The 23478-nt window shown below is 65.8% G+C and carries 19 protein-coding genes; 8 read left to right on the plus strand and 11 right to left on the minus strand.

Going from position 1 to position 23478, the window contains the following annotated elements:
* Positions 1-41: 41 nt before the first annotated feature.
* From AC1DW9_RS12710 to AC1DW9_RS12750, 9 genes are all read right to left on the minus strand, one after another.
* On the minus strand, positions 42-1346 hold the full coding sequence (locus tag AC1DW9_RS12710; protein ID WP_441506379.1) for a glycosyltransferase family 4 protein: 1305 nt from the start codon (positions 1344-1346) through the stop codon (positions 42-44).
* Positions 1347-1348: 2 nt separating this feature from the next.
* Positions 1349-3532 carry a glycosyltransferase family 2 protein gene (locus AC1DW9_RS12715; protein WP_441506380.1) on the minus strand — a complete coding sequence of 728 codons (2184 nt, stop codon included), beginning with the start codon at positions 3530-3532 and terminating at the stop codon, positions 1349-1351.
* A 4-nt stretch (positions 3533-3536) separates the two neighbouring features.
* Complete coding sequence (locus AC1DW9_RS12720) at positions 3537-4286, minus strand: hypothetical protein (RefSeq protein ID WP_113517023.1); 750 nt, start codon at positions 4284-4286, stop codon at positions 3537-3539.
* Positions 4283-5536, minus strand: coding sequence for a glycosyltransferase family 4 protein (locus AC1DW9_RS12725; protein ID WP_476767593.1), 1254 nt, complete (start codon positions 5534-5536; stop codon positions 4283-4285). Before AC1DW9_RS12725 ends, AC1DW9_RS12720 begins: the two co-directional genes overlap by 4 nt.
* On the minus strand, positions 5533-6366 hold the full coding sequence (locus AC1DW9_RS12730) for a class I SAM-dependent methyltransferase (RefSeq protein ID WP_441506382.1): 834 nt from the start codon (positions 6364-6366) through the stop codon (positions 5533-5535). The genes AC1DW9_RS12725 and AC1DW9_RS12730 overlap by 4 nt, the downstream gene beginning before the upstream one ends.
* Positions 6363-8639 (minus strand): glycosyltransferase, encoded by a 2277-nt coding sequence (locus tag AC1DW9_RS12735; protein ID WP_476775025.1) that lies wholly within the window; start codon positions 8637-8639, stop codon positions 6363-6365. Before AC1DW9_RS12735 ends, AC1DW9_RS12730 begins: the two co-directional genes overlap by 4 nt.
* A gap of 62 nt (positions 8640-8701) precedes the next feature.
* The gene (locus AC1DW9_RS12740; RefSeq protein ID WP_113517019.1) at positions 8702-9496 is read right to left on the minus strand and encodes a calcium-binding protein; all 795 of its coding nucleotides are present in this window, start codon (positions 9494-9496) and stop codon (positions 8702-8704) included.
* A gap of 313 nt (positions 9497-9809) precedes the next feature.
* Positions 9810-11165: an HlyD family type I secretion periplasmic adaptor subunit gene (locus AC1DW9_RS12745; protein WP_476775026.1), complete on the minus strand. Its 1356-nt coding sequence runs from the start codon at positions 11163-11165 to the stop codon at positions 9810-9812.
* Positions 11162-12910, minus strand: a complete 1749-nt coding sequence (locus AC1DW9_RS12750; protein WP_476767598.1) for a type I secretion system permease/ATPase — start codon at positions 12908-12910, stop codon at positions 11162-11164. The genes AC1DW9_RS12745 and AC1DW9_RS12750 overlap by 4 nt, the downstream gene beginning before the upstream one ends.
* Positions 12911-13248: 338 nt before the next feature.
* On the opposite strand from AC1DW9_RS12750, the gene AC1DW9_RS12755 reads away from it, so the two are divergent.
* Both AC1DW9_RS12755 and AC1DW9_RS12760 read left to right on the plus strand, forming a co-directional pair.
* On the plus strand, positions 13249-13869 hold the full coding sequence (locus AC1DW9_RS12755) for a MarR family winged helix-turn-helix transcriptional regulator (protein ID WP_441506386.1): 621 nt from the start codon (positions 13249-13251) through the stop codon (positions 13867-13869).
* A 29-nt stretch (positions 13870-13898) separates the two neighbouring features.
* Positions 13899-15056: a glycosyltransferase gene (locus tag AC1DW9_RS12760; RefSeq protein ID WP_441506387.1), complete on the plus strand. Its 1158-nt coding sequence runs from the start codon at positions 13899-13901 to the stop codon at positions 15054-15056.
* Between the two features lie 7 nt (positions 15057-15063).
* Here AC1DW9_RS12760 and AC1DW9_RS12765 read toward each other — a convergent pair whose 3' ends face one another.
* Positions 15064-15372: a hypothetical protein gene (locus tag AC1DW9_RS12765; RefSeq protein WP_441506388.1), complete on the minus strand. Its 309-nt coding sequence runs from the start codon at positions 15370-15372 to the stop codon at positions 15064-15066.
* Between the two features lie 282 nt (positions 15373-15654).
* A complete protein-coding gene (locus AC1DW9_RS12770) occupies positions 15655-16806 on the minus strand; it encodes an amidohydrolase/deacetylase family metallohydrolase (RefSeq protein WP_441506389.1) in 1152 nt (383 codons plus the stop codon).
* Positions 16807-16986: 180 nt separating this feature from the next.
* On the opposite strand from AC1DW9_RS12770, the gene AC1DW9_RS12775 reads away from it, so the two are divergent.
* The 6 genes from AC1DW9_RS12775 to AC1DW9_RS12800 all read left to right on the plus strand — a co-directional run bounded on the left by AC1DW9_RS12775 (position 16987) and on the right by AC1DW9_RS12800 (position 23369).
* A complete protein-coding gene (locus tag AC1DW9_RS12775; RefSeq protein ID WP_441506390.1) occupies positions 16987-18552 on the plus strand; it encodes an ABC transporter substrate-binding protein in 1566 nt (521 codons plus the stop codon).
* 79 nt (positions 18553-18631) lie between these two features.
* Positions 18632-19573: an ABC transporter permease gene (locus tag AC1DW9_RS12780; protein WP_476855108.1), complete on the plus strand. Its 942-nt coding sequence runs from the start codon at positions 18632-18634 to the stop codon at positions 19571-19573.
* Complete coding sequence (locus tag AC1DW9_RS12785) at positions 19570-20430, plus strand: ABC transporter permease (protein WP_441490751.1); 861 nt, start codon at positions 19570-19572, stop codon at positions 20428-20430. The genes AC1DW9_RS12780 and AC1DW9_RS12785 overlap by 4 nt, the downstream gene beginning before the upstream one ends.
* 1 nt (position 20431) lies before the next feature.
* Positions 20432-21424 (plus strand): ABC transporter ATP-binding protein, encoded by a 993-nt coding sequence (locus AC1DW9_RS12790; RefSeq protein ID WP_441506391.1) that lies wholly within the window; start codon positions 20432-20434, stop codon positions 21422-21424.
* On the plus strand, positions 21421-22389 hold the full coding sequence (locus tag AC1DW9_RS12795) for an ABC transporter ATP-binding protein (protein ID WP_441490749.1): 969 nt from the start codon (positions 21421-21423) through the stop codon (positions 22387-22389). The genes AC1DW9_RS12790 and AC1DW9_RS12795 overlap by 4 nt, the downstream gene beginning before the upstream one ends.
* Before the next feature lie 71 nt (positions 22390-22460).
* Positions 22461-23369, plus strand: coding sequence for a MurR/RpiR family transcriptional regulator (locus AC1DW9_RS12800; RefSeq protein ID WP_441506393.1), 909 nt, complete (start codon positions 22461-22463; stop codon positions 23367-23369).
* Positions 23370-23478: the final 109 nt, after the last annotated feature.

The raw sequence follows: 23478 nt of genomic DNA on the forward strand, positions 1-23478 counted from the left end.
GGTTCTGTCTCCCCTGGTTTTCGTGTCGGCTTCTTCTGGCATCAGGCGATCATCGGCGTGGCCGCGCGGCTGGCCGGAACCGGCATGCCGCGCTGCTCGATCAGGCGCTGGTAGAGCGCGATATGCTGGGCGGCGCAGTCGATATGGGTGAGCGGACGGGTGATCCCGGCGCGCAGGCGCGACCAGAGATCGGGCTCGCTCAGGGCGCGCGTCATGCAGTCGACCAGATCCTCCGAGCTGCCCGAGCGGAAATGCAGGCCGTTGACCTCGTCGACGATCTTCTCGGCCATGCCACCGATATTGCTCGAAAGGATCGGGCGGCCGTGGAAATAGGCCTCCTGGATCACGATCGGCGAGTTCTCCCACCAGACCGAGGGCATCACCACCCAGTCGACCGAGCGCATCAGGTTCGGCATCTCGTGGTTCTGGAAGGCACCGCAGAAACGCACCCGCCGGCCGGCATTCTCGACGAGTTCGGCGAACTTCTTCTTGTAGGCCTCGGGCTGGCGCTCGAGATTGCCGCCATAGACGAGCAGGATGGAATCCTCACCCCAGACGGCTTCCGGGATGCGGGTGACCGCATCGATCAGCACATCCGCCCCCTTGTAGGGCGTGAGCTGGCCGAAATAGGCGAAGCGCGAACGCCGTGCCGTCTTGTCCGGCAAGGGCCGGGGCGGTGCGACCTCGGCAACGTCGATGCCGTTCTCGATCACCGAGAAGCGATCGGCCGAGAGGCCCCAATCCTGGTAGCGCTCGGCCAGGAAGCGGCTCGGCGAGATGAAATGATCGGCGAGATTGAGCATGCCCCGGATGAAGGTCTCGCGCGCCAGGAAGCGGCCGGGCGCGATATCCGGGAAGCAGGCATTGCAATCGGTCGGCGAGGCCCGGTAGCAGAGCTTGAAAGCGCCGGTCTTCACCATCTGGCCGTGATGATGGCAGATGCTGAGATATTCGTGGAAGGTCACCACGATGAGAGCGTCGGGCAGCGTGTCCCGCACCGCGAACAGGCATTCGAGCCCGAGCCCGATGAAATGGTGGAAATGCACCACATCCGGCTTCAGGTCGCGCAGCACGCGGACGAAATCGCGCTCAATCTCCTCGGTGTTCCGGTTCGAGAGCAGGAAGTGATCGTATTCCTCGGCGTAGTAGAGTAGCTCGCCGCCGCGCTGGCGCAGGCTCATCAGTGCCGTACCGGCGTGACGCGGCGTCGGCGAGCCGACACGGGCAAGGTAATGCGCGTCGAGGCCTTCGCTTGCCTGCAGGCCCTTGTGCAGATTGTAGGAGGCGATTTCGGCGCCGCCGAGAGACAGGGTCGGGTGTCCATGGGACACGACGAGTACGCGCATCATCATCCTCGCATGTTCGAAACGGCCAGCGCCCAGCGACGGTCGAAGCTGGAGCGGTCGGCGAGCTGGGCAAGCGAGACCAGATGCGGCCGCGCCATCTCGCCATCATCGACGACGTAAACCTCGACCTCCGGCACCCAGAGCGAGGGGAAGCCGTTCATCCTGAGCTTCAGGCAGAGATCGAGGCCCTTTTCGGCCGTCGTGAAGTAGTTGCGGGCGAAGCCCCCGGCTTCGATGAAGGCGGCGCGCGACATCACACAGCATTCGGTGGCGCCGGCCGCGACTTCCATCGGACCGAGATTGCCGATCGCCTCCAGGGGATAGCCGACGAAGCGATTGAAGACACGCCGGCTCGGCCCCTCCCCTTCCATCCAGGCGCCGGCCCAGCGGATCGAGTTGTCTTCGAAAAGCAGCGTGGGGCTCGCGACGCATTGTCCGCCACGCGCCTTGAAGGCGCTCTCGAGCCGGCCAAGCCAACCGGGCATGCGGATCTGCGCGGCCCCCGAGAGTAACGCGATGGTCTGGAAGCGGCAGGCGCGCGCGCCGGCCTCCATCGCGTCGCAGGCGTCCTCGACCCCATCGACGAGCGCAAGCCGCACGGCGAGGCCGTAGAAGCGAGCAAGCCGGCGTGCCTCGGCACCGACCCGGTCAAAGCTCTCGCCGGGGACCGCGAGCACGATAGGCACCGGGCGTATCTCGGGGTCGATCGCGAGCAGGGCGAAGAGCGAGGAGAGCTCGCGCTGGCGATGGTCGAGGCCGATCACCAGCCCCAGATTCGCATCAGCCTTGAAGGCGCCGATATCGATGGTCTCGATCACGCGCGGCGGGGCGATCTCGGCGGCCTGCAAGGCGGGAGCGATCTGGCGTTCGACCACCGAGGCTGCGGTCGAGGATTTCGGATCGAGCAGCGCGAAGACGCGTTCGAGCGTCCGCCGCGGCTGGCCGCGCCCGGCCTCCAGGGGCAGGAAGGCAGGGCCGGATCCCTCGATCTCGAACTCGAGATAGAGCGGCTGGCCGGGCTCAGGCGTGAGCTTCGGTGCGAAGACGATGAAGCCGTGGCTGTTGCGCCGGCCGCCGAGCATATGGGCAAAGCGCGGATCGCCTGCAAAGGCATCGGCGACGTCCGGACGCGACACGCGTGTCCAGACGCGGTCGAGCACGCAGGATTGGCTTCCGGAGCGCAGCGTCACCGCGCTGACATGACGGTCCGGATCGAACAGCCAGCCGATGATCAGGGTGCCGGTGCCCTCCACGATGGTCGCGTCGTCGATGCCGGCCCGCACCGGCGCCTCCAGCAATGCGACCGTGTCCCGGCCATCGAAGCGCTGCGAGGCACGCCGGAGCTTGTCGGACGTCGCCTGCGGCGCGCTGCCGCGCTGCAGCCCGTCGCGCAAATGGCCGGGAACCGTGATCGGTTCGAGCAGGACATGGCGCTCATAGACATCGAGCGCGCGCCAGCCATCCGTGGCGCGGAAGAACAGCCGCTCGATCTCGCTGGGATGGCGGATCTGGCATTCTTCCAGCAGGCCGAAGAAGCCTCGCGCGCCGTCGGCAAGATCGTCGCGCTCGAAGGTTCCTGCCTCCAGAACGGCGAAGGACAGCCCGCCATGGGCGATCAGCAGCTTGGTCCGGCCTGCCGTGAAATCGGAGGTCCAGCCCTGAATGAAAACGCCGTCGTCGATCGGCCCCATGACCTCGACGAAGCCGCCGGGCTTGGCGATCGACTGGAGCAGCATCGAGGCTGCGCGCAGGCGGCGTGGATTGGGTTTTCCGGCGAGCAGGATCTCCAGGAGCCCGTCGACAACCATCGGGAAAGCCTGCCCCGAATCCTCGGCAAGGCCGGCAAGGAAGGATTGCAGCGGCAGCGGCTTCGACGCCAGCACGAGGCGCAGCGGCCGGCCGGGGCGACCGAGCAGCAGGGCGCCGGAACCGGAGCGGTCGGTCGCGGGCGCGGGTGCGAGGCAAAGGAAGCCGATGGCTGCCGAGGCTTCGGCCTGCGGCCGGCGCCAGGTCAGCGCCATGGTCTCGGCCTTGTTGCGCGGATTGCCGTCGACGGCGACAGGCACCTTGCCCGGCATCGCGTCGCAGGTGCTCATGATCAGGATGGCGTTCTCGCCGAGCGGCGTCCAGGCGACGGTCGGCGCCGGGCTGATCCGGGTCTGATCGGGGACGATCACTTCACTCATCGCATCACCGGTCCAGCAGGATCAGGGTCAGGGTCACGAAAGACATCAGCGCGGCGAGCCCGGAGAGCGAGCCGAGCAGGATGGTCGCCTGCCGCATCGGGCGCTGCGCCTCCTTGCGGATCGTGACCAGGCGCTCGTCGAAGCTGCGTAGCGTCGCATCGAAACGGAGCTGGAAGACATCGAGCTCGGCCAGGCGCTGGGAAATATGGTCGGCGCGCGCGGCCTCCGCGGCCTCGTCGCGCTGTACACCGCTGCCTGCCATGCGCGTCGTCATCTCGTCGAGTTTCTCGACGAGTTCCTTCTGGGCGAGCTGCCCACGCCGGTTGAGCGCGATCAACGCCTCGACGCGATCGAAGAAGCGCGCAAGCGGCACCGCGATCGCAGCCTCGGCTGCGAGCTCGGCCGGCGGCGGCAATCTGAGCTCGAGCTCGACATCCGTGCTCGGAGAGACGCCGACGATGCTCAGTCGATCGCGGGCTGCGACCAGCGTGTCATCGAGTTCCATCGCAAAGGCATGGCGCCCGTCGCCAATGCCGTTGCGGCGAAGGTCGATGCGGCTCTGGTCGGCGACGGCTTCCATCGCAACCCGCCCATCAAGCTTGAGCCGGACCTTGAGCCGCTCCTCGGGACGGGTCTCATCCCAGATCCAGCCATGCAGGCGGTTGCCGTCGAGGGCATCGACACGGCCATTGAGGCGCGCCGGCACGACATTGGGCAGCCGCTCGGTTCCGTCGGGATCGCGCATGACCGTCATGCCGCCTCCGCGAGTGTGAGCCTGTCGAACAGCGCGAGATGCGCCGCGGTGCATTCAGCGATGGTCGGCTGGGGCCGGATGCCGTCGACGAGGCGATCCCACAGGCCCTTCTCCTCGACCGCGCGCCGCAAGGTGCGGGCAAGCTGGGCCGGATCGCCCGGGCGGACATGCAGCCCGTCGATGCCGTCCCGCACCATCTCGGCCATGCCACCGATACCGCTGGCGATGACGGGGCGGCGGTGCTGGAACGCCTCCTGGATGACGAGCGGGGCATTCTCCCACCAGATCGAGGGCATCACCACCCAATCGATCTCGGCCATCAGCTCCGGCATCTCCTCGCGATGATAGGGGCCGCAATGGGTCACCATGCCGTCCGAGGCCGCGAGCGCCGCCTCGAACTCCGCAATGAAGGCCTCGCTCTGGAACGGGGCCCCGCCATGGATGCGCACTTCGAAGCCGCGCAGGCCCGAGGCACTGAGCAGCGAGGCTGCCTTGACCAGCTCCAGCACCCCCTTCCAGGGATTGACGTTGCCGAAATAGCCGAAGCTGGCGCGGGGCCCGCGCTTGGCCCGGTGCGGTGCCGGTTCGCGAGCCGGGCGCGCGTTCTCGATGACGTCGATGCGGTCGCCCGCCAGCCCCCAGTCGACATAGCGCTGGCGCAGGAAGCGGCTCGGCGCGACGAACTGATCGACCGCTGCAAGATGGGTCTTCAGGAAGCGCTCGCGCAGCAGGAAGCGGTCGGAGCCGATTCCGGGAAAGCAGCCCCGGCAGCGTGTCGGAGAGGCCGCGGTGCAGCGCTCCTTGTCGGTCGGCCGCACCATCAGCCCGTCATTATGGCAGATCGGGTAATAGTCATGCAGCGTCATCACGATCTTCACCGCCGGCAGGAGGCGCCGCGCCAGCGTCAGGAACTCGGCCCCGATCAGCACGAGATGGTGGATGTGAATCACATCCGGCCGGTATTCCTGAAGCAGGCTGGCGAGATCCTGGAGTGTGCCGTAGTGATCGATCTGGCTGAGATAGAAGCGGTCGAAATGGCCACTCCACAGCAGGACATCGCCATCGGTTCCGGTAGCCTGCAAGGCCGTGCCGGGATGCGCCTCACGGTGGATCGCGTTGGTCGCGCCGAGGAAGAGCACGTCGCAGCCCTGCTCGCGATAACCACCGGCGAGGTCATGAGCCAGAATCTCGGTGCCACCGGGATGCAGATCGGGATGGTTATGCGCGACGACGAGGATGCGGCGGCTCATCGGCTGCGCTCCGGCTTGGTCGCGATCAGCACGTCCTGGTAATGTGGTGCGTTGATGCCGCGCCAATGGCCGCGTCCAAGGCTCTCGACGAGCAGCCCGGCAGCTTGCGTCTGCGCGATCAGGAACTCCTCCTCGATGCCGGCGGCAGCGAGCGGTGCCTCCTCGATCGCGTACCAGCCCGGCCCATCACGCCAGCGCTTGAATTTCAGGCGTTCCTGTCCCGTCGGCTGCCCGTCAATGGCGAAGGCGGTCAGGAACAGGCGTCCGCCCGGCGCAAGCAGGCGGCAGGCCTCCTTGAGGTAGACCGTCAGTTCCTCCGGCGGCAGATGCGTCGCCACAGAGACCATCGTGATGAAATCGAAGCTCTGGTTCGCGAAGCCGAAAGCGACTTCGGTGCCGGGCAGCGAACCCTGCGGATTGTAGAGGGGGTGAGCGATGTCGAGCCGCTGAAAGCGGAAGCGTGGGTAGACCGGCGTGATCGTCTGGGCACACCAGAGGATGCCGTCCATCACGGGGTCGACGCCGTCATAGCTCGCTTTCGACGGATCGAGATACTGCGTCAGCGGCACCGCCATGCGGCCGATGCCGCAGCCGATGTCGAAGACACGCTCCGTCGGCTTCAGGCGGCCGATCCGGACGTAATGGCCCAGGAATTCCGCGCCGATCTCGCGGTAGTCGCCGTCACCGACAAAAATGTTCTCGGCCGGCGGATGCGGCAGGAAGCGGTTGGTACGGATATGGTCGAGCAGCCAGTCGAATTCCTTGCCGGGGGGGCTGAGGATCGCGCCCGGGCTGGGCTCTATGGGACGCAGTGCCAGGGTCGCCGTCATGCAGCGCTTGCCCTCCTGAGGACGGTGCGGGGAAGAATGTCGGGATCGCGCGCGGGCGCGGCCTTGCGCGGCAGAGCCGATTCATCGGCCATCAGCGCTTCGATCTGGGCGTCCCAGCGGCCCGTCTGCAGCCAGGCATTGTGCTGCGAGGCAACGCCGCGGGTGTAATCCAGGCTCTTGGAGATCGACTGGCGCTCGAGATGGTAGAGCGCGACGGACGGCACATACTTGATACCGAAGCCGGCCTGCCGGATCTTCAGGCAGAGGTCGCTATCCTCGTAGTCGCCGATGACATAGCTGTCGTCGAAGCCACCGACCTCGTTGAAGAGCGCACGCGGCAGCACGATGCAGGCACCGGTGACGCCGGGTACGAGCCGCTCGACATTGGCGGGCCGATAGCTGCCCGGCATGCCCTTGAAGTAATGATGGTTGAGCCAGACGCCGTGACGGTCCCGCTTGAAAAGGAGGCCGGCATGCTGCAGCGAGCCGTCGTCATAGAGCAGTTTCGGCCCGACTGCGCCGACACGCCCGCGCCGGTCGAGCTTGCGCGCCAGCGCGGGCAGCCAGCCGGCCTCGCTCGGGATCACATCCGAATTGACCATGGCGAGCACATCGCCACGCGCCGCCTCGGCCCCGGCATTGCAGGCGGCCGAGAAACCGCCATTGCGGCCCATCACCACGAGCTGGATCGCCAGGCCATAGGCAAGGTGCAGGCCGCCGAGCAGATGCGCGACCTCAGCCTCATGCTCGGGGGAATCGAGCACATAGATCAGCTCGGCCTTCTCGACGAACCAGGGATCAGCCGCAAAGGCTGACACCTGGATCCGCAGAAAGTCATAGACCCGGTAGAGCGGGACCACGACCGAGACACTCGGCCGGTCCGGCAAGGAGCCGATCGTCCGCACACGTGGCTCCGGCAGGCTGTCGCGCAGCGCGGACTGGCACGCGGCAAGCACGGGAGCGAGGCTCTGCTGCAGGATTTCAGCCGTGAGATGCTGCGGCGGGATCGAGGCCAGGGCCCGGGCGCGGATGGTCGCAATGTCGGCGGGCTGCGGCGCCGGGCGCAGGAAAAGCGTGGTCCCCGATCGCAGCTTCAGCGCGCAGCGCGGCTGCAGGACAGGAGCGCCGCCGGCATAGTCGGGCACGAGACCCAGGAAGCCGGTCACGGCTCGGTTGTCGCCGCCGGGCTCTGCCATCACGGCCCGGAACCGCGCGATCCGGTCACCGATCGGGCTCGGCGCGCCGGTGCTGCGGTGTATGAGGATCTGATCGAGCAAGCCGTCCAGGTCGCGGTACCAACCACCGAGCAGCAGGCCGGCGGAGGTCGAGACGGCGAGATCGAGCTCGGCCGAGGGCAGGTCGTCGTGACGACGGACGCTCTGGACCGGCAAGGGCAGTCGCCTCTGCATCTCGATCGCGAGCAGGCGCCCCTGTTCGGACTGGCCGGCCAGTTGCTCGACGAGCCAGCTGCGCAGATCGTCGCGCTCACTGGCCTTCCCGGCCCACCAGCGGCCAAGCGTCGGCGCCGTGGCGCGCTCGGGAAGGGCCCGGACGATCAACCCGACATCGCTTTGCAGGACGAGCAGCCCCGCTCCGCGCGGCTGGGGCTCATCAAGGACCAGGTGCAGCGAGCGGCGGGCACTCCGGTCAGGTTTGCCGAGCCTCGGATTCGCAGCGATACGCGTCAGGCTTGCGGGGCCGAGCCAGTATGCCACCTTGATCGCGTCGAGGCGCCCGGGCACCGAGGATTCAAGAAGGATCTTGCCGTCGGGCAGCGCAGCGACCGGCAACACAGGCGTCGGTTTGCGGGAAAGTGCGAGCAGGAACTGGCGCAGGAAGGCGAGATAGGCGGTCGTCTCCCGCAGGTTGAACAGGGTTGGCCAGGTCGCGATCAGGGCGTTTGCCAGCGCAATCCTCGCGGCCGGCGTCAGCTCGCGCAGAATCTCGGGCGCCTCCGCCATTGCATGCACGAATTCGGGATCGAAGGAGACGGCCTGATCCGGACCGAGATTGCCACCGGACAAGGTCGCGACGATCTCGTCATGGCCGGAATGCCGGAAGACAGAGACGATCCGGGTGCGCCCGTCGCCCAGACCCAGCGTCAGCGAGGCGGAGGAAACGCGCCGCTCCCGGCTTGCCAGCGATACGACCTGCCGATCAGCGAGCGGTCCGTCGAGGCTCCAGCTCAGCAGGAACACGGAACCACAGAGCCGCAGCAACTCGGGATTGGAGTTTTGGTCTCCGACCAACTGGGTCGTCGTGATCGTCAACATGGCTCAACTTCCGACGTGTCAGGGTGCGACGCCGGCCGGGAGTAGCCGGCGTCGCGAGGTCGTTACGCGACGGTGAAGTAGGAGTTCGGATCGCTCTGGACGTCCTCGGCGGTGACGCCGACGAGAGTGAGCGAATCGCCGTTGCCGAGATCGACAACCGCATTGCCGTTGACCGTCGTCGTCCGCGCGGCGAGGTCGTCTGCCGAGGTAACGCCGGTGCCGTTGATGTCGGAGGCGATCTGCAACATGTCGTGACCGGCATCGAAATCGAGCACGAGATCGTTGCCGCCGCCCCCTTCGAAGACGAAGACGTCGTTGCCGGCACCGCCGGACAGGATGTCGTTGCCCTCCCCGCCGAAGAGCAGGTCGTCGCCCGAACCACCCTGGAGGATGTCGTTACCCTCGCCGCCCATCAGGACATCGTTGCCCGAGCCGCCCTGGAGCAGGTCGTTGCCGAGACCACCCTCGAGCACGTCATTGCCGGAGCCGCCCTGGAGGATATCGTTCCCTTCGCCACCGATGAGAACGTCGTTGCCGGAGTCGCCCTGCAGCAGATCGTTCCCCTCGCCACCCATGAGCACGTCATCCCCCTGGCCGCCGGAGAGCAGATCATTGCCCTCGTCGCCGGAAAGGACATCGTCGCCTTGACCGCCGAAGAGGATATCGCGCCCCTCGCCACCGAAGATGACGTCATCGCCTTGGTCGCCGAAGAGGACATCGTCGCCGTCTTCGCCGAACAGGACGTCTGCTCCATGGCCGCCCTTGACGACGTCGTCGCCGGCACCGGCATGAATCACATCGCTGAACCGTGTCCCGATCAAGAAGTCGTCGAACGCGCTGCCTTCTATCGTGGCCATAGTCACCTCCTGGAAATGAACTGAGGCGCCCCGAGGGTCTCGGCGCGCATTCGCCAAAACACCTCGCAAAACGGCGCCGCCCCAATGACGATCAGATGACTCGTCATTGCTCAACGGAGCTAAGCCTACCGAATATGTGCGATGCAGCAAGAGATTTGTTGTGACAATATTATGGCGCGAAAATATTTACTGGCGTTAATTCTCTAATTGCCAGACGTTATACATTGAATGAATTTCAAAATTCGAAATATAAATCGAAACGTATTCTTACTTTGCTGAATTCACTGCGAAAATTCGCACCGACCGCCCCTGTTCAGTCCTCCCGGAATGCCCGGTTGAAGCTCTCGGCGAAGGGGGCCAGCAGATAGTCCACGGCGCGCCGCGAGCCGTTCACGATCAGGACCTCTGCGGCCATGCCGGCATGAAGGGTGACCTTGTTCTGGGCGAGACTCTCTGGCGTGATCTCGGCCCGGACAATGAAATAGGCGACGCCGGACTTCTCATCGACAAGCTGGTCGGCAGCGACATAGGTCACCTTCGAGATCAGCGGCGGCATCAGCCGCGCATTGAAGGCGGTCAGCCGCACCCGCGTCTCGGCACCGAGCTTAACCGAGTCGATGTCGCGCGGATCGACCTTGGCCTCGACGATCAGGGGCTCGCGCTCGGGCACGATGTCGAGAATGGCCTCCCCGGCGGCAATCGCACTTCCGGCGGTCCGCGCCCGGATATTGGCGACGATACCCTCCTGCGGGGACATGACCACGAGGCGGCGCAGCACGTCCTCAGCCTGGACGATGCGCTCGACCACCTCGGACAAGGCGAGCTGGCTATCCTGCAGATCCTTGGCGATCTCGTTCTGCCGTTCGAGGCCGAGCGAGGTGATCTCGAGCTGCGCGCCTGCGACCGCCTGCTCCGCCTTGGCCTTGCGGGCCGCGGCCTCGCCACTGCGTCCGGCAAGCTCGCTCTGCTTGGTCTGGAGTTCGACAAGCTGGCTGCGCTTGGCATAGCGCTTCTCGTAGAGGTCCCCGACCACGCGGACCTCCTCGTCGATCAGGCTACGCTGAAAGCGCGTCGCCTCGATCTGGGCCTGAAGCGCCTCGGTCTCGGCCTGATGCTGCTCGATGACACGTTTCTGGATGCTGATGCGCCCGTCATAGACCTGGGTGCGCGCCTGGAAGAGCTTGCGTTCCGCTCTGATCACCTCCTGCGCAATCGGCGTTCCGGCCATCTTGAGATCATCGGGAAAGTCGATCTCCGTCGCGTTGTTCTGCTCGGCGCGCAGCCGGGCCAGCCTGGCCTCGAAGCCGACGCGCTTGCCGTGGAGCTGCTGCAGCTCGGCGCGGGCACGTGCATCCTCGAGCCTCAGCAGGGGCTCATCCTTGACGACGCGGTCCCCTTCAAGCTTGAGCAGCATCTTCAGGACGCCGCCTTCGAGATGGCTGACGGTCTTGCGCTTGCTGTCGACCACGACGGTACCGACCGCGACGGCGGCATTGTCGAGCCTTGCCGTCACCGCCCAGGCCCCGAAGCCGCCGAAGCCGATCGCGATCGCGCTGACACCGGCCAGCACGAGATTGCGCAGCGAGGGCATCCGCTCCTCCGGCTCCTCGACGGGGGTCACCGGAATGAGCGCGCGGCTCGTGCTCATGGGGGCTGGGAGCTTGCTCATGCCGTCACCTCGCGGGGCTTGCTCATGCCAGTCTGCGACTTGGGTTCGATCTCGACGAGGCCACCAGGCGTGATCATGCCGGCGATAGCTGAACGCGGTCCGAACTGAGCGATCCTGCCCTCGCGCAGCACCAGGATCTTGTCGACGATCTGCATCACCGAGGGGCGATGCGCGATCAGGATGACCATGGCACCGCCCTCGCGCGCGGCATTGATGGCGCGAATCAGGCTCTGTTCGCCTTCCGCATCAAGATTGGCATTGGGCTCGTCCAGCACCAGCAGGCGCGGCGCGCCGTATAGCGCCCGGGCAAGGCCGATACGCTGGCGCTGGCCGCCCGAGAGCTTGAAGTCGCCGTCATTGACGTTCGTGTCGTAGCCGAGCGGCATGCGCCCGATCAGCTCATGCACGCCGGCAGTCCGAGCGGCCTCGAGAATGGCCTGCGGCTCCGGAATCCGCATCCGGGCGATATTGTCGGCGATGGTACCGTTCAGCAGCGAGACCGATTGCGGCAGATAGCCCACCATGGCGCCGAAGGAGGCGCGCTCCCAGAGATAGACATTGTGACCGTCGAGATAGACGCCGCCGACATTCGGCTTCAGAACCCCGACGAGCAGCCGCGCCAGAGTCGATTTGCCGGCTCCGGACGGGCCGACGATGCCGAGCACTTCGCCCGGCGCCAATGAGAACGAGACACTCTTGATGACGGTCTGCTCTGCCCCGGTCGGAGCGTAGACGACGCGGTCGATCACCAGATCGCCCTGGGTCGGTGGATTGGCGGTGGTCTGGCGCCGTGACGAGCCGAGCAGCAGCAGATCGCGCACGCGCTTCCACGCGGCGGCCGCGAGCACCCATTGCCGCCAGTCGGATATCATCGAATCGAAAGGCGCCAGCAGGCGGCCGAGCAGGATGCTCGCCGCCATCAGCGTGCCCACCGAGACTTCGTTCCTGATGATCAGCGTGGCACCGGTCGCATAGATCGCGAGCTGCATCGTCATGCGCGAGGCGCGGGTCACCGCTGCAATCAGCTTGCCGCGGCGCGTGCCGAGATCGAGCAGCTCGATCATCGCCACCTGTTTGCCGCGCCAGCGCCTGGCCAAAGCCGGCAGCATACCCATGGCCTCGATCGTCTCGGCGTGGCGCAGGCTGGCGCCGACATCGTTGATGCTGGCGACGCCTTCTTCGTTGGCCTCCTTCAGCACACGGCGCGTCAGCACGTCGGAGAGCACGCCGAGCATCAGCAATATGATCAGCGAGATCGCGCCGACGAGCCCATAAACCGGGTGGAAGGCAAAGAGCACGGCAAGGAAGATCGGCGACCAGGCCGCCTCGAGCGGCGTCGCGATGGCCGAGCTCGCGATGAAATAGCGGATATCGTTCAGGTCGCGAATCGCCTGGGTGGCCTGGGCCGAGCCCTGTTCGAGCGAAGCACTGACCGCCGCTTCCAGCGCCGGCAGATTGAGGCGCCGGGCGAAGCCGCTTGCCATGGTCTGGAAGGTCAGGGAGCGAATGAACTCGATGGCACCATAGAGAACGAGACCAGCGATCGCGATCACCAGCAGCATGGTGAGCGTGTCGAAGCTGCGGCTGACGATGACGCGGTCCTGCACCTGCACCATGAACATCGGCACTGTCAGCAGCAGGATGTTGACGCAGAAACTCAGGAAGGCCGCATAGGCAAGGCCACCGGCAAAGGAGCGCTGCAGTTCACGGATCAAACCATCGGGCGCCGAAGCTGCGACCTTCATTCATATCTCCGTTGCAGAGGGTCCGGATCGGCCAGGGTGACGGCCAACCATCAACCATGAAATATCGCCAGCAGGGACACGATCGAATACTAGCTTGTTGCGCTAGGCGTGTCGTTATGATGACAGATAAAGAATCGAATATCTGCGATTATTAAAGAGGAATATGGCCAAAAAACGCAATACTTTGAATTTTGAAACAGTTTATACATATCAAAAAATTGCTACAATCTTAGTTTCCACATATCGTCGATGGCATGTGCTTTGCGTATAGGCTATTCCACTCCAGAAGGGGTTTTCTTCGGGCGGGGTGCCCATTTTCAAACCAGGCGGAGTAGAGAATGCATTCGAAACCGCAATACGGCGCCCAGTTCCTGGGTGCCGCAGTCAACGGCCAGCCCGGCCGACCAGAGCGGAGAACTGATTCGGACAATGGAATTTCGAGGAACACCGTCACCCAGCTCGACCTCGCCCGCCTGATCGACAGGGTCCACCGGCGTTTTCTCGACTATCTGCGCCTGGAGTTGACCCGGCTGGGCGTCGATGATGTTTCGCCCTCGCAGGTGATGGTTCTGCTGACGATCGGCACTGGGGAGATCGCGGTGCGCGACCTGCTCGACCGTGGCTATTATCTCGGCTCGAACGCCTCCTATAACCTCAAGCAGCTGGTCGAGAGCGGCTATCTCGAGCGCGGCGCCTCGCCGCGTGACCGGCGGCTAGCCCGAATCTCGCTGTCCCCCAAGGGCCAGCTTCTGGTCGAGCGCCTCAAGCAGCTCGATGAGAGCAATCAGTTCGGCCCGAGCCAGGATCTCGATGTCGAACCGGACATGCGGACGGCCTACGACACCTTGCGGCGTCTCGAGCAACTCTGGAGCGACGCCCTGCGCTATGGAGGGGTTCTGCTGGCGTCATGCGCGTCTTATTCGTTCATCGTTCAGGATCTGGTCAATTCGCTCACCTGATCGGGCGCCTCCTCGGCGACGGCGCCGAGGTGACGCTGGTCACGGAACATGCGGAAGCCGTCCGTCCCGGGCTGCGCCAGATTCTCTACACCGTCAGCGGACCCGTAACGGCGAGCCCCAGCCTCGCCGCGACGGAATATCACGTCAGGACAGGCGAAGCCGTGGCCTCCGTCCTGCGGCGACTGCCGCGCAATGAACGACCCGACGTCATCATCGGCCATACCGGCTGGGGTGGGCTGCTCTTCGCGAAGGACGCGCTGCCAGCCACGCCGGTGATCGGCTATTGCGAGTACTATTACAACGATCGGGACTCGGATTTCGATTTCGAACCCGCGGACGAAGCGACGGACGCAGAGCGCATGCGGCTGAGAATGCGCAATGCCGCGCAACTCCTGACCCTGCAGGCCATCGACGCCGCCTATACCCCAACGCGCTGGCAGCACCGGCAATACCCTGCCAGCATCCGCGACCGGATCGCGATCTGCCATGACGGCATCGATACGCAGCTATGCCGGCCGAATGCGGAGGCCAGTTTCACGCTGCCCGATGGCGAGGTGATTCGCGCCGGCGACGAGATCGTCACCTTCGCCGCCCGCGACCTTGATCCCTATCGCGGCTATCCGCAATTCATGCGCGCCGCCGCGCTGGTCGCGCAGGCAAGACCCGATGCCCGCTTCATTGTCGTCGGCGGGGATGGCGCAGGTTATGGCCGGCCGCGTCCGGATGGGCAGCTCTGGCGAGATGCGATGCTGCAGGAAACCCGGCTTGGCGAGCGCCTCGTTCACATTTCCTGGCTGGCACATCAGGAGCTGCGGCGACTGTTCCAGGTCTCCGCGGTTCATGTCTATCTGACTGTGCCCTTCGTGCTCTCCTGGTCCCTGCTGGAAGCGATGGCCTGCGGCTGTATGGTCGTCGGCTCACGCACACCGCCGGTCCAGGAGGTGATTACCGACCGCCGCAACGGGCTGCTCGCTCCGTTTCACGACGTGCCGGCCCTGGCAGCCACGATCGTGCAGGCACTCGAACGGCGGGGCGAGCTCGAGGGCCTGCGCTGCGCGGCACGGGCGACAGTGCAGGCGAGATTCGAACTGGAAAGCTGCCTCGACCGACATATGCGCCTGATCGAGAGAGTGGCGGCACAGGGCGATCCCACGGGGACGGAGATGCCCTGGGTCGAGGCCGGCTGAAGCCGCGCTATTGCACCATTTGATCAGGGCCGCGCTGGAAGGTCATGGCCTCGGTGATCAGGCGTCCGCGCCGCATCGGCTTCACGCCGGCCTCCTGCCAGCCATCGGCCATCATCAGCCGCGCCACCATCCTGTGAATGCGCTTGAGATGGGTAGCGGGATCGCAGGATAACCAAGTTCCGCAGGTTTCTTCGATGAGTGTGACCAAAGGCTCGAGAGGAGGATCCCCCTGCTCGGCTGCGTATTGCAGGGCCGCATAGCCGGTCGGGGAGGAAATGATCTCCCAGACTTCGAGCGGTTCAGTTCCCCTCATCATGGCTGCCGGCCTTTCCGTCTGCCCGGCAGAACCGGACCTATTACTACCGCGAGTAGAAAATCCTGCGTCCGGCCGCCATCGGATGCAGAATGCAGAACTATACTACCGTTTCATTGAGGAGGAAAGTGCCGGGCGTCGTTCCGCGAGCTCCTGGGCCGACGAATCCGGAGGGAATGGACCGCCGCGAGCGCGTCGTCCGCGGCATCAGGCCGCCGTCACAGCCGCGCAACAGCACCAAGCTCCCCGGGAGCGAGGCCGTGCCGCATCTCGAGGCGTGATGCGTCAGCCCACCTGCCTCGTCTCTTGGCAAGCCTCCCAGAGGCGGCCGCCGATCACGATCCCCGCCGCCGTCAGGCGCTCGGCGCCCCGCAGGATCGCGCCGGTCGAATCGCTATAGTCGAAGGCCCCGGCCTCAAGCGACAGGATCGAGATGTCTGCGATCGTCCCAGGGGCAAGCGTGCCCAGCTCCGGACGCTCGATCGCCTGCGCTGCATTGACCGTCGTGCGCCTGATGACCTCGTCCAGCGGCATGCCGAGGCAGAGGAACTTTGACATCGTCGTCGTCAGATCGAAGGCCGGCCCCTCGATGCACAGGGCATGGACGTCGCTGGAGATCGTGTCCGGAGCAAAGCCGTTGGCGAGCATGGTGCGGGCGACGTCGAAGGAGAACGAGCCCATGCCATGGCCGATATCGAAGATGATGCCGCGCTCGCGCGCCGCACTGACGGCCGGCAGCACGCCGCCATCGCGCGTCACGGGCGAGTTCGGGAACGGCCGGAAGCAATGGGTCAGCACATCGCCGGGGCGCATCAGGGCGAGCACCTGCCCGAGCGTCGGAGGCGGGTGATCGATATGCACCATCATGCGCATGTCGAGCCGCTCCGCCGTCTGGCGCGCGATTTCGAGCGGGACGAGACCGGCAGTACCTGACGCGTGATGGCCGACGCGCACCTTCAGACCGGCGAGCACATCGCGATTGGCCTCGGCGACCGCGAGGGTGTCGATCGGCGCCAGCAGGCGCTGGTCACCACTCTCGCCGACCATGATGGTCTTCGAGAACGCATAGATGCCGGCAAAGGAGATGTTGAGATAGGCAATGATTCGCACGGGGCAGGTGTCGATGACATGCCGGCGGAAGCCATCGAAATTTCCGGCACCGGCACTGCCGGTATCGACGAGCGTGGTGCAGCCGCGGCGCGCGAGGATCAGCGGGTCGACACCCAGCGACGTCCCGCCCCAATAGACATGAGTGTGCAGGTCGATCAGGCCGGGCGTGACGATCCTGCCGGAAACATCGTGGATCTGCGGAGCGTCCAGGCGCGGCGCCAGGGCTGCAATGCGTCCGTCCGCGACACCGACATCAAGAACCGCATCGATGCCCTGGCCGGGGTCGACAACCCGCCCGCCGCGCAGAACCAGATCGAGAGAGGACATTGGTTACCCCTGGGTCATATGGAATTTAATTACAGAGCCAGATAGAAGTATCAATCACTTCGGCGCAAACTCACTCTTATATTGCCATGCAGCATGAAATTTGGCGATTGACAGATGCCATTTGCGTAATAAATTTTCATCACCCTCACAATAGGCAACGCGAACGGCAGGGAGAGGCCAATGCGGAACCGCGATCACAATCAGAATTCTGTCACCCGGCGCGGACTGGGCGTCCTGGCAGCGGCCCTTGGCGCCTCGGCTGCGCTGATGCCGATGGCGGCCATGGCGCAGAGCGCATCCAGCGCCAATCTCGCCATGGTCGGCGAGCCGCAGTCGCTCGATCCGATGGCGTCGACCGCAGATCTGGTCGGAACGATCATGCAGCACGTCTACGAGCCGCTGTTCACCTTCGATGCGAACTGGGCGACGCAGCCGATGCTGGCGGCAGCACTGCCGACGGTGTCCGCGGACGGCAAGACCTACACGATCGAGCTGCGCAAGGGCGTGAAGCTGCATAACGGCCGGGACCTCGATTCCGAGGACGTCGTCGCCTCGCTGAAGCGCTGGCTCGAGATGACGCCGCGCGGCAAGGGTCTGGCTAAGAGCATCGCGAGTCTGACCGCCAAGGGCCCGTCGACCGTCGAGATCCAGCTCAGCAAGGTCGAGCCGGCGCTGCTCGCCCATCTGGCGCTGCCCTCCGGCTTCGCCGCGATCATGGCAAAGGAATCGATCGCCACCCCGCTGACCGAATTCGTCGGCACCGGCCCCTACAAGTTCCGCGAGCGCAAGCCGGACCAGTTCGTCGTGCTGGTGAAGCATGATGGCTACGCCTCGCGCAGCGAGCCCGCCTCGGGCTATGCCGGCAAGCGCGAAGCCAAGATCGACGAACTGCGCTTCATCCCGGTGCCGAGCGCCAATACCCGCGTCGAAGGCGCCATCGCCGGCCAGTATCAATTCGCCGACCAGCTGCCGGTCGAGAGCTACAAGAAGGTCTCAGCCGCGAGCGGCACGCGCCCCGTGCTGACCATGCCCTTCGGCTTCCCTTATTTCCCGACCAACACCAAGCAGGGGCCGATGGCCGACCTGAAGGTCCGTCAGGCCTTCCAGATGGCCCTCGACCTCGAAGAGGTGATGATGGCCGGCTTCGGCGAGCCGAAATTCTTCGCACTGGCGGCCGAGCATTTCCCGAAGGGCTCGCCGTTCTATTCGGAGGCCGGCAAGGACAAGTACAGCAAGCCGGACGTCGCCGGCGCCAAGAAGCTGCTGGCCGAGGCCAAATATGACGGAGCGCCGCTCCGTATCCTCAACTCGAAGCAGTATGATTTCCATCACCGCATGGCGCTGGTGATGGCCGAACAACTCAAAGCCGCCGGCTTCAAGGTCCAGCTCGATGTCGTCGACTGGGCCACCCTGGTCCAGCGTCGCGGCGACCCGGCGCTGTGGGACATCTACATCACCCACTCGGCCTTCCTCCCCGAACCGATGTTGTCTCCACCGCAACTCGGCGAAGGCGCTCCGGGCTGGTGGTCGAGCCCGGCCAAGGAGGCCGCGCTCAGCGCCTTCAACAACGAGCCCGACCCGGCGAAGCGCGGCGCGCTCTGGGGCAAGGTCCAGCAGGTCGTCTATGACGAGGTGCCTTATATCCGCGCCGGCAACTTCGCCGCACTGGCGGGAGCCTCGCCGAAGCTGTCCGGCTATGCGGCAATGCCGTGGCCGTCCTTCTGGAACGTCGCTCTCGCCAAGTAAGGCGCAAGCTTGATGTGGCGGGGTGCGTTCGCGCGCCCCGCCACAGTCGTATCCGCTTCCCGCGAAAGGAGCGCATCCGGTGCTCGCACATATCGGACGTCGCCTCGCCGGCCTGCTGCTGGTCCTCTTTCTCGTTGCCGCGCTGGTCTTCTTCCTGACGCGGCTGGCGCCCGGCGACCCCGCGGCCCTGATGCTCGGCGACCAGGCGACGCCGGAGGATGTGGCGCGCCTGCGCGAGGCTTACGGGCTCGACAAGCCGCTCCTGCTGCAATTCGTGCTCTGGCTGAAGGAATGCGCGACCGGCAATCTCGGCCAGTCGATCTTCCTGCAGCAGCCTGTGACCCAGGCGCTGCTGCAGCGCGCCGAGCCGACCTTCTTCCTCGCGATGTTCTCGCTCGCCATTGCCGCGGCGATCGGCATCCCGGCCGGCATCGCCTCCGCGGTCTGGCGCGGCCGCCCGATCGACCAGGCGGTGAGCGGGCTCGCCATGCTCGCGGCCAATATCCCGAGCTTCTGGCTCGGCCTGATCTTCATCCAGCTCTTTGCCGTGCGTTTCGGCTGGTTCCCCGTCGCTGGCTATGGCGCGCCCGACGCCTCCTTCTTCGAGCGGCTCCAGCACCTGTTTCTGCCATCCGCCGTGCTCGGCGTCRTCAACTCCGCCCTCATCACGCGCTTCACCCGCGCCAGCATGCTCGATGTGCTCGATGCCGATTTCGTGCGGACGGCACGGGCGAAGGGCATCTCGGAACTGCGCGTGGTGCTGCGCCACGCCTTCGGCAATGCGCTCGTCCCGATCATCACCGTGCTCGGCCTGACGCTCGCCCTGCTGATCGGCGGCGCGATCGTGACCGAGACCGTGTTCGGCCTGCCCGGCGTCGGCAATCTCGTCGTGTCGGCGGTGCTGCGCCGCGATTATCCCGTGATCCAGGGCGCGCTTCTGGCGGTCGCGGCGATCTACGCACTGATCAACCTGGCGATCGATGTGATCTACACCCTCGTCGACCCACGGGTGCGCCAATGAGTTCCGCCGTGACCTCAGCTCCGACACTTCTGTTCTTGCGCCGGCTCTTCCGCCGCAAGCTGGTGCTGCTCGCAGCCGTGATCCTCGTGATTGCCTTCGCACTCGCCCTGCTGGCGCCCTGGCTCTCGCCGTTCGATCCTGCCTCGATGCGCATGGCAAGGCGCTTGCGCCCGCCCGGCGAGGTGAACTGGTTCGGTACGGATGAGCTCGGCCGCGACGTCTTCTCCCGGGTGATCTGGGGAGCGCGCGCCTCACTGGGAATCGGGCTTGCCGTCGTCGTGATCTCGATCTCGATCGGGGCCGCGCTCGGCCTCGTCGCCGGCTATTTCAAGCGCGCCGACGCCGTGATCATGCGCCTGGTCGATGCGCTGATGTCGCTGCCCGACATCCTGCTCGCCATCTTCCTCGTCGCGGTGCTCGGCGCCTCCGCGGGCAATGTCGTGCTAGCGCTCGCCATCGTCTACACGCCGCGCGTCGTCCGCGTGATCCGCGCCTCGACGCTGGTGGTGCGGGAACTGCCCTTCGTCGAGGCGGCACGCGCACTCGGCGTCTCGATCTGGCGCATCCTCTTCGTGCATGTGCTGCTCAACGTCGCCTCGCCCCTCCTGGTGCAGGCGACCTTCATCTTCGCCTATGCGGTCCTTGCCGAAGCCGGGCTGTCCTTCCTCGGCGCGGGTGTGCCGCCGGAGACGCCGACCTGGGGCACGATGATCGCGTCGGGCCAGCAATATGCCGAGGACGCATTCTGGGTCGTCGGATTTCCCGGTGTCGCGATCGTTCTGGTCGCGCTCTCGCTGCAGATCGTCGGCGATGGCCTGCGCGACATGCTCGACCCCAAGCTCAGAAAGGCGCTGTGAGATGACCGCGCCCCTTCTCGCCATCGAAGATCTCGCCGTTTCCTTCCGCACCGAAGAGGGCGAGGTGACGCCGGTGCGCGGCGTTTCGCTACAGATCTCGGAGAACGAAACCGTCGCGGTGGTCGGCGAGTCCGGCTCCGGCAAGTCAGTGACGAGTTTCGCCACCATGGGCCTGCTGCCACGCCCGTCGGGGCGGGTCTCGCAGGGCCGCATCCTGTTCCGTCGCCGCTCCGGCGATACGATCGACCTCGCCACCGCGCCCCGGGCCACCATGCAGGCGCTGCGCGGCGCAGAGATCGCGATGATCTTCCAGGAGCCGATGACCAGCCTGAACCCCGTGCTGACCGTCGGCGAGCAGATCGCCGAGGCGGTGCGGCTGCATCTCGGCTATGACCGGCGCAAGGCCTGGGCTCACGCCGTCGAGATGCTTGGCCTCGTCGAAATCCCCGATGCGGCGCGCCGCGCCTCGGACTATCCGCATCACATGTCGGGCGGCATGCGTCAGCGCGTCATGATCGCGCTGGCGCTCTCCTGCCGGCCGGCCCTGCTGATCGCCGACGAGCCGACCACGGCACTGGACGTCACGATCCAGGCGCAGGTGCTGACACTGCTTGACCGGCTGCGGCGCGAGCTTGGAATGGGCGTGCTCTTCATCACGCATAATCTCGGCGTCGTCGCCGAGATCGCCGACCGCGTGACGGTGATGTATGCGGGCGAGGTGGTCGAAAGCGCGCCGGTTCGGGACCTCTTCAACGCACCGCGCCACCCCTATACGCGCGCCCTGCTGGAGTGCATGCCGTCGCGCGCAATCCAGGACGCAAGCGGTCGGCGCGTCGTGCGCTCGATCCCGGGGCAGGTTTCGCGCGTCGAGCGCGGCTGCGCCTTTGCGCCGCGCTGCGCTGATGCAACGCCTGCCTGCTCCATCGAGGCCCCCATGCTGGAGAATGATGCGGGGCGGCAGACACGCTGCCTGCGCTGGAGGGAACTTGCATGAGCACGGAACCGCTCCTCACGATTGCAGGCCTTTCCAAGAGCTTTGGCAAGGCACCCCACCTGGTGCGCGCCGTCAACGACGTCAGCTTCTCGCTGGCGCGCGGCGAAGCGCTCGGGCTGGTCGGCGAATCCGGATCGGGCAAGAGCACGATCGGCCGGCTTGCGCTGCGTCTGATCGATGCATCGGCAGGTCAGATCCGTTTCGAAGGACAGGACATCACGGCAGCGCCGGAACGCCGGTTGAGACTGTTCCGTCGCCAGGCGCAGATGGTGTTCCAGGACCCCTATGCCAGCCTCAATCCGCGGCTGCGCGTCAGCAGCATCGTCGGCGAGGCGCTCGATGCCCATGGCCTTGCGCGCGGCGCGGCACGCAAGGCGCGGATCGCCGAACTGCTCGAACTCGTCGGCCTTCCCGCCGCACATATGGAGCGCTACCCTCATGAGTTCTCCGGCGGCCAGCGGCAACGCATCGGCATCGCGCGGGCTCTCGCCGTCGAGCCGAGACTGATCATCGCCGACGAGCCGGTCTCGGCCCTCGATGTCTCGGTGCAGGCACAGGTGCTGAACCTGATGCAGGACCTGCGGCGGCGGCTCGGCCTGGCGATGCTGTTCATCTCGCACGACCTCGATGTCGTCGAGCTGATGTGTGACCGGATCGCCGTGCTCTATCTCGGCCGCATCATGGAAATCGGCTCGACGGAGCAGGTCGCCCGCCATCCGCGCCATCCCTATACGCGGGCGCTGATCGCCGCATCGCCGAGGCCTGACCCGGACGCGCCGCCGCGCGAGCGCATGCTGACCGGCGACATCCCGTCTCCGCTCGCTCCGCCCTCCGGCTGCGTTTTCCGCACCCGCTGCCTGCACGCGACGGAGCGTTGCGCCAAGGAGGCTCCGGTCCTGCGCGGGACGGGATCGGAACATCAGTTTGCCTGTCATTTCGATATCAGCCACAGTCCGAGCGCATGACAGACATCGTCCCTGCTGACGCAGCCGGCCGCCCCAGCGGCCCCGACGATTCGATTGGCGCCTCCGACATCATGAGCTCCATCAGGCAGGGGCTCGGCGCGATGTCCGAGAGCCAGCAGAGGGTGGCGCGCCTGTTCCTCGACGAAGTCGAATGGGTGGTGAAGGCGAATGTCGAGGATATCGCGGCGCGCGCCGGGGTCAGCGCGCCGACAATCGTACGCTTTGCCCGGCTGGTCGGTTGCCAGGGCCTGAGGGACCTCAAGCTGAAGCTCGCCGGCGCGGTGGCGCTCGGCGCGCCGTTCCTGCACCGTTCCGTGCGGATGGGGGAGACCGCGAGCGACGTGCTGCGCAACGTCACGGGCAGCATCACGACCGTGCTCGCCGAATGGCAACGCCGCATCGATCCGCTCGATCTCGATCGCGCCGCGGCTGCGATCAGCAAGGCAAGGCGGATCGATTGCCTCGGCACCGGCGCGACATCGCATTTCCTGGCGCAGGATCTGCAGGCGCGGCTGTTCCGCCTCGGCCTGAACGCCAATGCCTTTTCCGATGCGCATTTTCAGCTCGTCGCAGCGGCAACGCTGACCTCGGAGGATGTGCTGGTCGCGATCTCCTTCGTCGGCCGCATGCCGGCACTGCTGCGCGCCGTCGAGGTCGGCAAGGCCCGTGGTGCGACGATCATCGCGCTGGCCCAGGGCGGAACGCCGCTTGCGCAGCTTGCCGACGTCGCGCTGCCGCTGGATGTTCCGCACGACACCGCAATGCTGGTCGGGACGGATGCCTATGTGGTCCAGCTCATCGCCATCGAAGTGCTGATGATCCTTGTCGGCCTGCGTCAGGGCCCGCAGCTGATCGGCCGCATGAACGATGTTCAGCACGTCCTGCGCCATTACAGCGTCGACCGTGAAGACCCGTCGGTGCTGCATGCGGGCTGGCGCCAGATGCTGGACCCCGACCCGAACGCCGATCCAAAGGACTGATCGTGGGGGCCGGTGCGGCTCCGCACAGGCCAACCTCTTCGTGTCCGATCGCGCCACGATGGCGGGCAACGCGGGAGACCGGCCCGTCGCGGGACCTCGTTCTCTTCCT

Source organism: Allobosea sp. P4_E12 (assembly GCF_056401655.1).

Excerpts from the sequence above, each read along its gene's own strand:
- AC1DW9_RS12710 (WP_441506379.1), bottom strand. The coding sequence starts at position 1,346 with ATGCGCGTACTCGTCGTGTCCCATGGACACCCGACCCTGTCTCTCGGC.
- AC1DW9_RS12715 (WP_441506380.1), bottom strand. The coding sequence starts at position 3,532 with ATGAGTGAAGTGATCGTCCCCGATCAGACCCGGATCAGCCCGGCGCCG.
- AC1DW9_RS12720 (WP_113517023.1), bottom strand. The coding sequence starts at position 4,286 with ATGACGGTCATGCGCGATCCCGACGGAACCGAGCGGCTGCCCAATGTC.
- AC1DW9_RS12725 (WP_476767593.1), bottom strand. The coding sequence starts at position 5,536 with ATGAGCCGCCGCATCCTCGTCGTCGCGCATAACCATCCCGATCTGCAT.
- AC1DW9_RS12730 (WP_441506382.1), bottom strand. The coding sequence starts at position 6,366 with ATGACGGCGACCCTGGCACTGCGTCCCATAGAGCCCAGCCCGGGCGCG.
- AC1DW9_RS12735 (WP_476775025.1), bottom strand. The coding sequence starts at position 8,639 with ATGTTGACGATCACGACGACCCAGTTGGTCGGAGACCAAAACTCCAAT.
- AC1DW9_RS12740 (WP_113517019.1), bottom strand. The coding sequence starts at position 9,496 with ATGGCCACGATAGAAGGCAGCGCGTTCGACGACTTCTTGATCGGGACA.
- AC1DW9_RS12745 (WP_476775026.1), bottom strand. The coding sequence starts at position 11,165 with ATGAGCAAGCTCCCAGCCCCCATGAGCACGAGCCGCGCGCTCATTCCG.
- AC1DW9_RS12750 (WP_476767598.1), bottom strand. The coding sequence starts at position 12,910 with ATGAAGGTCGCAGCTTCGGCGCCCGATGGTTTGATCCGTGAACTGCAG.
- AC1DW9_RS12755 (WP_441506386.1), top strand. The coding sequence starts at position 13,249 with ATGCATTCGAAACCGCAATACGGCGCCCAGTTCCTGGGTGCCGCAGTC.
- AC1DW9_RS12765 (WP_441506388.1), bottom strand. The coding sequence starts at position 15,372 with ATGATGAGGGGAACTGAACCGCTCGAAGTCTGGGAGATCATTTCCTCC.
- AC1DW9_RS12770 (WP_441506389.1), bottom strand. The coding sequence starts at position 16,806 with ATGTCCTCTCTCGATCTGGTTCTGCGCGGCGGGCGGGTTGTCGACCCC.
- AC1DW9_RS12775 (WP_441506390.1), top strand. The coding sequence starts at position 16,987 with ATGCGGAACCGCGATCACAATCAGAATTCTGTCACCCGGCGCGGACTG.
- AC1DW9_RS12785 (WP_441490751.1), top strand. The coding sequence starts at position 19,570 with ATGAGTTCCGCCGTGACCTCAGCTCCGACACTTCTGTTCTTGCGCCGG.
- AC1DW9_RS12790 (WP_441506391.1), top strand. The coding sequence starts at position 20,432 with ATGACCGCGCCCCTTCTCGCCATCGAAGATCTCGCCGTTTCCTTCCGC.
- AC1DW9_RS12795 (WP_441490749.1), top strand. The coding sequence starts at position 21,421 with ATGAGCACGGAACCGCTCCTCACGATTGCAGGCCTTTCCAAGAGCTTT.
- AC1DW9_RS12800 (WP_441506393.1), top strand. The coding sequence starts at position 22,461 with ATGAGCTCCATCAGGCAGGGGCTCGGCGCGATGTCCGAGAGCCAGCAG.